Genomic DNA, 8712 nt, shown 5'->3' on the forward strand with positions numbered 1-8712 from the left:
AACTAAAAGAGTTAAAAAACAGTCAATGTAAAAAAGAGCGAGTTCATTCTCATGCATTATTACTTTTAAATAGTGGAAGGGGAATAAAAGAAGTAGCAGAAATTTTTGATGTGACTGAGCGTTCAATATATAACTGGATAAAGAAATTTAATAATGATGGTATTTCTAGTGTCACACGTAAAGCTGGTGCAGGAAGGAAAGCAATTCTAAATTAGACAAGTGATAAAAAAGTTATTGAAGAACAAATAGGCCTTTATCCCCATCAACCTAAAAAACCAGATGCAACATTATATAAAACAAAGAAGAAAGAACTTGAAGAATTAGAATCTAAAGCACTTACCGGTGCAATAGATGTCGAATATTTCGACGAAAGTGGATTTAATCTTAATCCAAATCTACCTTATGCTTGGAATAAAATCGGAGAGACACTCAGTATCCCATCAAAGAGATCAGGAAATTTAAATGTTCTTGGATCCCTCAATAAAAATAAATCTATTTTATTCGCATCAACTATATTTAAAAATATACTCATAAGACTCAACCAAACAAAGAAAAAAACTTCTAAAAAATAGCATAGAGCAATATTTTTAACACCCCATAAAAAAAACTGCTATATTTTCACTTTTAGGAGTAGATATGAGAGATTTTCATGCGATTATAAATGAGTTAAAACTGTTTTTAGCAGATGGTAAGAAGATAAAAATACTAGATAAGGATGTGGCAAATTTATTAGACATTAGTCAGTCGAAATTTGCAACTATTAAAAAAAGAAATGTGATTCCCTATGAAAATATTTTAGTATTTTGTAAACACGAAGGTAGAAGTTGTTGTGAGGTATTTTTTGAGAAAAAGTAGAACTATATTTTAGACTGTATAGTTACTTTTTTCGCTTCAAACATCTCTATAGCTTTTTGAACCATAGCTTCTTGAGTTATGTCTGTACCATTTATCTCTTCTACTGGTGAGGGATCGGCACAGTTTGAAGCACAAGAAGAGTCTATTGCAAGTTCTGCATCTTCTATCATAGTAGTACTTTGAGGTTCTTGCATCGTTGGTTGTTCTATATTTGGAGTATAAACTGCTTCTTTTTTGACTTTTTCTGTTTCCTCGGGTTTAGAACAAGCTATACCTTTTATCTTTGTCTGGAAACTAAAGATTTCGCGAACAAGCTGTTTAACTACAGAATACCCATGAGTTAAAGATTTTTTACATTTCTCGTTCGCGCAACTTTCCCAAGTCAAAATATTGTCTTCATAAGAAACAAATGAGATACTTTTAGTAAAACACTCACCTAGCTCATAATTTCGGTCAGTTATTTTTTCTATAAGAAGTTGAAATTTTAGAAGACCTTCACTCACAACTACGGGAATTATTATATCTTCTACAATCTCCTCTCTTTTTAGTGCTTGCTCTACTATGACTTCTGAAGAAGTTTCTGTATCTGAGAGGAGTTCAGGTGTAGCTGTTTGTACTTTTATCTTCATAGGTGTAGGTGTTACAATATTTGGACGCTCTACATCTTTTTGAAAGGACTCTATCATCTGGTCTATTTCACGGATTCGAAGTGCTTCAACCATCTTGAAAAATATAAGAGAAAGAACAAAAGAACCATCTGCATTTATACTAAAGAGATATTTTGAATCACTTAGTATTCTAAAAAATCTATCGAGAACAAGAGTTGAAAAGAGGGCATCATGTTTGAACATCTTCTCTTTAAGGTATGCGATTAGTTCATCTAACACCATCTCGCTTTCATAATCTTCTAGGAGTTTTACTTTTTCGACTAAAGCTCCATAATCTTTTTGGAAAACAGCACTAAAAAGCTCATCTACAAACTTTGGATCAACTAGTCCCAACATATCTGTAACTGTTCTTACATCAACGTGGTTTCTTGAGTAGATAATGGCTTGGTCTAGAAGAGTGAGCGTGTCACGAAGACTACCGCTTCCACTACGTGCAAGTATTTCAAGAGCATCAACTTCATACTCGATATTTTCAAGTTTAAGTATATGTGCTAGATGGTCTATTATTTTATTTGTTGCTATGCTTTTAAAACGAAAATGCTGTGTTCTACTAAGTATAGTTGCTGGAAGCTTTAGTGGGTCAGTTGTTGCTAAGATAAACTTAACATAAGCAGGAGGTTCTTCAAGAGTTTTAAGAAGGGCATTAAATGCTTCTTTGGTGAGCATATGTACTTCATCAATGATAAATATTTTAAATCTAGCAACAGCAGGTCTATACTTTGTTTGTTCTACAAGATCTCTTATATCGTCTATTTTCCGACTTGAAGCACCATCCATCTCGATGATGTCCATATGACGACCTTCACGGGCCATAGTACAGTTAGAGCAAACACCACAAGGATGATGACTCATACCTTCTTCACAGATAAGAGCCTTTGCAAAGATACGAGCTGTTGAAGTTTTTCCACTTCCTCTGAGACCTGAAAAAAGGTAAGCATGAGAGAGCCTATTTGAATCAAGTGCAAGTGATAGCGTTTGAGCTATAGTATCTTGACCTATAAGCTCATCAAAATTTGAGGGACGGTATTTTCTCGCTAAAACTTCAGATGCTTCTTTCAAATATAACTCCATTATTAATTGGAATCATTTTAGCATTTAAAGAGTTAAAAGTTCATATAATTTACTCTAAGATATAAAGTTGATCTTTTGAAAGGATAGCTCTAGTATTGTAAATACATTCTAAATGTACCATACTCGCTTCAACTCTAAGTTCTGCAATTTTGTTAAGAGTCTCTTTTAGTGAATCTGGAATTACACCTTCATTACTTTTTTTAACTACTAGTGTTTCTAACTTTAGGATTTCTCTTCCAAGAGATTTCGCAGTAGACATAGTGTGTTTACGAATAACAAGTAGTTTCTCTTTTTGAGTAGTAGTTAAGGCTAAATCTTCGTCATTCCAAAGAATTTTGACCATCATAGTTAAATGAGGAAGTTTTCCTTGTATAAGAAAAGGTTTTGCATTTTGTTTACCTTGCTTGGCATTGAGTAATGTCGTTGATCCACTGATAAACAGTGCAGCGGTAAGTATCGATAATAGTGCTTTTTTCATGATGAAATCCTTTGAATTATATTTATAAATATATCAAAGGTTTGTTAGTTGAATGTTAAGAGAGTTTGGTGACCGCTTCTTTAAACTCATTGCCTCTTTGAGCATAAGAACTAAATTCATCAAGGCTTGAAGCGGCAGGAGAGAGTAGGGCAACTTCATTTTTTTGTAAATTTCTATCTATTTTAGAGATTGCATCTGATAGATTGATACATTTAGCAAACGCGACAGCATAGTCACTTGCAAGCTTAGATAGCTTTTCTTTATTTGAACCTATTGCATAGATTTTTAATTGTTTTTCTTTTAAAAATAAAAAGAGTTCATTTAAATCAACTCCCTTATCATCACCACCTAAAATTAGGTGAATAAAAGAATCTTCATAGCGTTTAAGAGCAGCTATAGTTGCATCTAGGTTTGTCGCTTTTGTATCATTTATCCAGAGACGATTTTTTGCATCACGAAGTTCTTCTTGACGATGTGGATCAAGTTTAAAAGAGTTCATCTTTTCATAGTTAGTGCGTTTAAAACGCAGCTTGTCAACAGACATGGCTAAAAGTGCATCGAGTAAAAAAGCACCTTTAAAGTTGACTTTTTGCATATCTATCTCAAACAGTTTTGCTAAAGATTCTTCATCTTCATAAGACAGTATCGTCGCATTTGTTGGAGTGTTAGCATATTCTGCTGGAATGATTGCTATGTCTGTAGCTTTCATTAGGCTAAGAGGTTTAAGTTTATCAGCTACATACTCTTGCATGCTTCCATGCCAAGTTAGATGGTCAGGGCTTAAAGGAAGAAGAACATAAACATCTGGAAAAGCTTGACTCGTATAGTGCATAGTAAATGAACTAGTCTCAAGAATCCACATATTTTTTTCTTGCTCTAAGTCTCCCAGAGCAGTTCCAATATTTCCACCAGCAACACTTCCTTTATCTTCAAGTAGATGTTGCATCATTTGAGTAGTGGTTGTTTTACCGTTTGTTCCACTGATCCAAATTTTAAAAGGCTTTGTATCTTTGAAGTAGTCATACTCACTCATGAGATTTTGTGCTTTTTGTATAAGAGGGTTTGACGGTGGAATACCAGGGGAAGTTATCTCAAGGTCAGAGTTATCTGGGTCAAACTCATGTGATGGTCTTACAAATGAGCCATTAATTCCAGCATAAGGCTCAGAACATTTATCATCGTAAAAAACAGCATTTTTTATGTGTTTAGTGAGTGGTTTAGTAGTAACACCATAACCAAAGATGGAAACTCTTTTATTTTTCATAAAGCCACTTATTAGCGATATTTCTTAATGCCTCAGGATTTTCTGAAGCAAAAAATTCTATCTTAGGATTTTGATATTTTTTATAAAAGTCAAACTTTCTTTGGAGATACTCAACAATAGCATCACCTGAATGTATGAGAAGTGTTTTATCACCAAAGTAGTCACTAAGAGCTGAAGATATTATAGGAAAATGAGTACAACCTAAAATAAGTGCATCAGGAGCTTTAAATGAGTCGAAGTAGTGAGAAAGAGTCGCGTTTAGAATAGCACCGTCTAATATTTCTTCTTCAACGAGAGGAACAAAAAGTGGTGTTGCTTTTGCCTGAATGTTCGAGTAACCTTGCTCTTTTAAAGAGTTCTCATAAGCATGGGAGTTGATAGTCGCGTTTGTCCCAATGACTAAGATATTTGAACTTTTGTTGTTCATCGCGTTTGCAGTAGCTAAAGCCCCAGCTTCAACTACTCCCATAACAGGACAAGTAGCACTCTCTTTCATTTCATTTAACGCATAAGCACTCACTGTGTTACATGCAACAATGATAAGGTCAAGTTCAAAGTTTTTGAAAAATTCTACGGCTTCTATGGCGTAGCGAATGATTGTGTTTTTATCTTTGCTCCCATAAGGAACGCGAGCAGTATCTCCGAAATAGATAATTTCTTCAAAAAGTTGATGTTCTAAGAGTGATTTTACAACAGTTAAACCGCCAATTCCACTATCAAATACACCTACTTTCATTAGTTATTTATCCGTATTCATACTATCAAGGAACTCTTGATTAGTCTCTTTTTTACCCATAGTTGTGTAAACAAACTTGAGTGCTTCAACTTCATTGTCTTGCTTATGAATCATTTGACGAAGAATAAATACTTTTTGTAAATCAGCCTTAGAAATAAGTAAATCATCTTTACGAGTTCCTGATTTAAGGATGTCAATGGCAGGATAAATTCTTCTATCCGCAATTTTACGGTCAAGAACAACTTCCATGTTACCAGTACCTTTGAACTCTTCAAAGATTACTTCATCCATACGGCTTCCAGTATCTACAAGTGCAGTAGCGATGATAGTTAAACTTCCACCATTCTCTATGTTACGAGCAGCACCAAAGAAACGTTTTGGTTTATGAAGAGCATTCGCATCAACACCACCAGAGAGTACTTTACCACTTGATGGTGTTACAGTATTGTAAGCACGAGCAAGTCTTGTGATAGAGTCAAGAAGTATAACAACATCACGACCCATCTCAACGAGACGTTTCGCTTTTTCTATAACCATCTCGGCAACTTTAACATGATTTTTTGCAGGCATGTCAAAAGTAGAAGAGTAAACTTCACCTTTTACACATCTTTCCATATCTGTTACTTCTTCAGGACGTTCATCAACAAGTAAAACCATTAAATCCACTTCTGGATTGTTAGTACTTAGACCGTGAGCTATCTCTTTAAGCAATTCTGTTTTGCCACTTCTAGGAGGTGCAACGATAAGACCACGTTGCCCCTTACCAATTGGGGAGAATAGGTCAAGCATACGACCTGTTAAACCTTTTTCACGGTACTCTAATTTAAATCTTTCTTCTGGATAAAGTGGTACAAGGTTTTCAAAAAGTGGACGTTTTTTAGACTCTTCAGGTGGAAGACCATTAACTGCCTCAACTTTAATAAGTGCGTAGTATCTCTCTTGATCTTTAGGTGGACGTACCTGACCAGTTACAACATCACCGTTTCGTAAGGCAAAACGTTTAATCTGAGTGTTTGAAACATAAGCATCATTGATAGACTCGTTAAAAGATTTGTCAATCGAACGGATGAAACCATAACCATCTTGCATAATTTCTAAAATTCCAGAGAAAAGGATAAATCCACCCTGTTCAGTTTGAGCTTTTAGAATCTCAAAAATAACATCTTGGCGTTTAAGCTCTTGAGGATCTTCAACTTTTAAGTCATGAGCAATAGCAATAAGGTCTTCAATACTTTTAAGACGTAGTTCTTCAATACTAGAACCTTTTACCGGTGTATGTGTTCGTTTTGAATTATTGCTACGGTTACTATTTGCTTTAGGGTTGTTGTTCGGTTTTGAATTGTTACGAGGTTGTTGTGAATTATTTTCACTCATGTATTGACTACCTTAGTTGTTTATGATTTTTTTGATGTAGGAAAGATTTAAAGATATTTTGTTTACTTATCCTAATTTTACAACAATTTTGATGGTTATGTCAAGTTTTTTAAGCCTTTAGGCTTGAAATACTGTCTACAACACCTGAAATTTCAACTTTTGCATCATTTAAAGTTTTTTGAGTTCGCTCAGCTAGTTTTCTTACTTCATCCGCAACAACAGCAAAACCACGACCATGTTCACCGGCTCGAGCAGCTTCAATGGCTGCGTTTAATGCGAGAAGGTTTGTTTGATCTGCTATGTCGGAAATAGTTTCAAGGACAGTGAATATATCTTTTGACTGGTTTTGTAAATCAACTAGATTATCATTAAACATTGAACTTTCTTGTTCTTCGTCTTCTTTATAATTATGAAGTCTTTTACACTCTTCTAATAGTTCTTCTTTTTCTGATAAGAGTTCTTTTAATTGCATCTGAAAATCTTTGCTTTTTACTTTATAACTTTCTTCTAAAGAAACAAGTTCATCAGCACTTAATTGTACTTTCTTTGTTAAAGAACTATTTTCAAACTTAAGTTCATCACTACTTTTTGTTCTGTTTTCACTAAGAACTTTATTTTGTGCTTCTAAATCACTCATATCATCAAGTAGTCTCGCTCGTTCAGTTTCATATTCTGAGATAACGATGTTGAGTTTATCTTGAGTATCTTCTTTCCTTCCAAAAATAAAGTAACTAGAAATAGCACCTATCATCAATGAAATAATTCCTAAAATTATAAGATAGAACCAAGAAGTCTCAGTTTTTACAGTATTACTTGTAGTGTCTTTGTAAATAATTTTATCTTTGTAAACTATTTTTTCTTTATATATAGTTCTTTGAGTAGTGGTGTGTTTAGTGTTTTTTATAAGATTTTTTGCCTCTTTACCCATTAAAAGATAAAGTTTTCTAAGTTTTTCTATCTGTGAAACTGTGAGTTTATTATTACTTTCATGAAGGTTTGCAAAAACTTTGAGAGTTTGTTCTTCTAGTGAGTTTAGAGAGTTGATTTTTGTCTCTTGATGTGCAAGTGATGTTGAGATTCTATCATGTGTTGACATTACTAAGTAGTAAAGTGAAACTTTTTCTTCAGGAGTCAAGTGCACCGACATTTTGTCTAGTTCTTGATTTAACTGAGCATAATTTTTTTCTATATCTGCAGCAAAGAGTGTTATAGTAAGTAAAAATAAGGTTAATATGTATTTCATACCTAGCTGTAAGCATTTTTTATACCAAAGATATTTGTGACTTTAGGCCTTAGTAACCTTTAAAAATTTAAGCATAATTTTTATTACTAAGTTGATTAAAATCATCAAATTCTTTGAGTATTTTTTCGAGAAGTTTTTGTGTGTCTTCAAAAACTTTATCAATAATTTCTTGAGTAGGTTTTATATCATTAACTGCATTGTCAAACATTTTTACTATATTTGTTTTTATGAAGTTATTCTTATTTTCTTCATTTTGGGAGTTAGGGTTAAACATACTTGCTACTTGGTGTGCAAGTTTTGTAACAGGAGTCTTTGGTGCATCTTCTTGTAACTCTTCTAAAAATCCATCAATAAATGGCTGAGCAGTTTTCATAAATGCTGCTATCTCTTTTTTATCTTGAGCATCGATACCGTTACTCTCAACTGAAAAACTAAAAGATTGCATAGAAGAGAAACTCATACTTGTACTTGAACTGTTTGGTGTCTTAGTCTGAGAATAAGAGGCAGATTGCTGGTTACTAAAGTCCATTTCTATTGTATCGCCACTAGATGTTTTCATTGAGATACTTAAATCGTGAGAACGATAAGCATCAAATGCATAAGATGTATTCATAACTTTTCCTTTTATTCTATATCGGTTAAATAGTATAAAAATAAAGAAGTTTTGTAACTAATCAGCCTATGAAACAAAAAAAGAATTCTAATATTCACTTCAAATAAACTCTCTTGATGAGATTGTTGAGCTCTTCATCAACCTTTTGAACTATACAACCTGTTCTAAACTGAAGAAGATAATCATATAGCCTATAAAGAACCTTTTTCGATAGCAATTCCTAGAAGCTTTGCTATCAATCTTTATCAGATATTTTTAAATGCCAAAAAAGATAAAAAAGTTCTACCAACAGGTAAAACGGCAATGGCTGAAATCAAAAGAAATTGCCTATATCGTGATGATTTTATTGATGATTTATTTGAGCAAGAAGGTATATAAGGTTTATTTTATTTTTCATCGGATTTACCTAG

At 33.4% G+C, this 8712-nt stretch carries 10 protein-coding genes; 3 read left to right on the top strand and 7 right to left on the bottom strand.

Annotation, left to right across the window (positions count from 1 at the left end; all coding sequences use genetic code 11):
* The 3 genes from HOG88_RS10005 to HOG88_RS10010 form a co-directional block, all read left to right on the top strand.
* Positions 1-215, top strand: a 215-nt coding sequence (locus HOG88_RS10005; RefSeq protein ID WP_295005758.1) for a helix-turn-helix domain-containing protein, incomplete at its 5' end; no start/stop codon positions are given.
* Positions 216-347: 132 nt separating this feature from the next.
* Positions 348-572: a transposase gene (locus tag HOG88_RS11950; RefSeq protein ID WP_367235056.1), complete on the top strand. Its 225-nt coding sequence runs from the start codon at positions 348-350 to the stop codon at positions 570-572.
* A gap of 64 nt (positions 573-636) precedes the next feature.
* The gene (locus tag HOG88_RS10010) at positions 637-855 is read left to right on the top strand and encodes a hypothetical protein (protein WP_295005760.1); all 219 of its coding nucleotides are present in this window, start codon (positions 637-639) and stop codon (positions 853-855) included.
* Between the two features lie 2 nt (positions 856-857).
* Here the strand turns inward: HOG88_RS10010 and HOG88_RS10015 are convergent, their stop codons facing one another.
* From HOG88_RS10015 to HOG88_RS10045, 7 genes are all read right to left on the bottom strand, one after another.
* Complete coding sequence (locus HOG88_RS10015) at positions 858-2582, bottom strand: DNA polymerase III subunit gamma/tau (protein ID WP_295005762.1); 1725 nt, start codon at positions 2580-2582, stop codon at positions 858-860.
* A 61-nt stretch (positions 2583-2643) separates the two neighbouring features.
* On the bottom strand, positions 2644-3072 hold the full coding sequence (locus HOG88_RS10020) for a hypothetical protein (RefSeq protein ID WP_295005764.1): 429 nt from the start codon (positions 3070-3072) through the stop codon (positions 2644-2646).
* A gap of 55 nt (positions 3073-3127) precedes the next feature.
* On the bottom strand, positions 3128-4336 hold the full coding sequence (murD, locus tag HOG88_RS10025; RefSeq protein WP_295005766.1) for a UDP-N-acetylmuramoyl-L-alanine--D-glutamate ligase: 1209 nt from the start codon (positions 4334-4336) through the stop codon (positions 3128-3130).
* On the bottom strand, positions 4326-5072 hold the full coding sequence (murI, locus tag HOG88_RS10030; protein ID WP_295005768.1) for a glutamate racemase: 747 nt from the start codon (positions 5070-5072) through the stop codon (positions 4326-4328). Before murI ends, murD begins: the two co-directional genes overlap by 11 nt.
* A 3-nt stretch (positions 5073-5075) precedes the next feature.
* Positions 5076-6446, bottom strand: coding sequence for a transcription termination factor Rho (gene rho, locus HOG88_RS10035; RefSeq protein ID WP_295005770.1), 1371 nt, complete (start codon positions 6444-6446; stop codon positions 5076-5078).
* A 109-nt stretch (positions 6447-6555) separates the two neighbouring features.
* On the bottom strand, positions 6556-7689 hold the full coding sequence (locus HOG88_RS10040) for a methyl-accepting chemotaxis protein (protein WP_295005771.1): 1134 nt from the start codon (positions 7687-7689) through the stop codon (positions 6556-6558).
* Between the two features lie 67 nt (positions 7690-7756).
* Positions 7757-8302: a hypothetical protein gene (locus tag HOG88_RS10045; RefSeq protein WP_295005773.1), complete on the bottom strand. Its 546-nt coding sequence runs from the start codon at positions 8300-8302 to the stop codon at positions 7757-7759.
* Positions 8303-8712: the final 410 nt, after the last annotated feature.

It is taken from the genome of Sulfurimonas sp. (assembly GCF_018698455.1).
GTDB lineage: Bacteria > Campylobacterota > Campylobacteria > Campylobacterales > Sulfurimonadaceae > Sulfurimonas.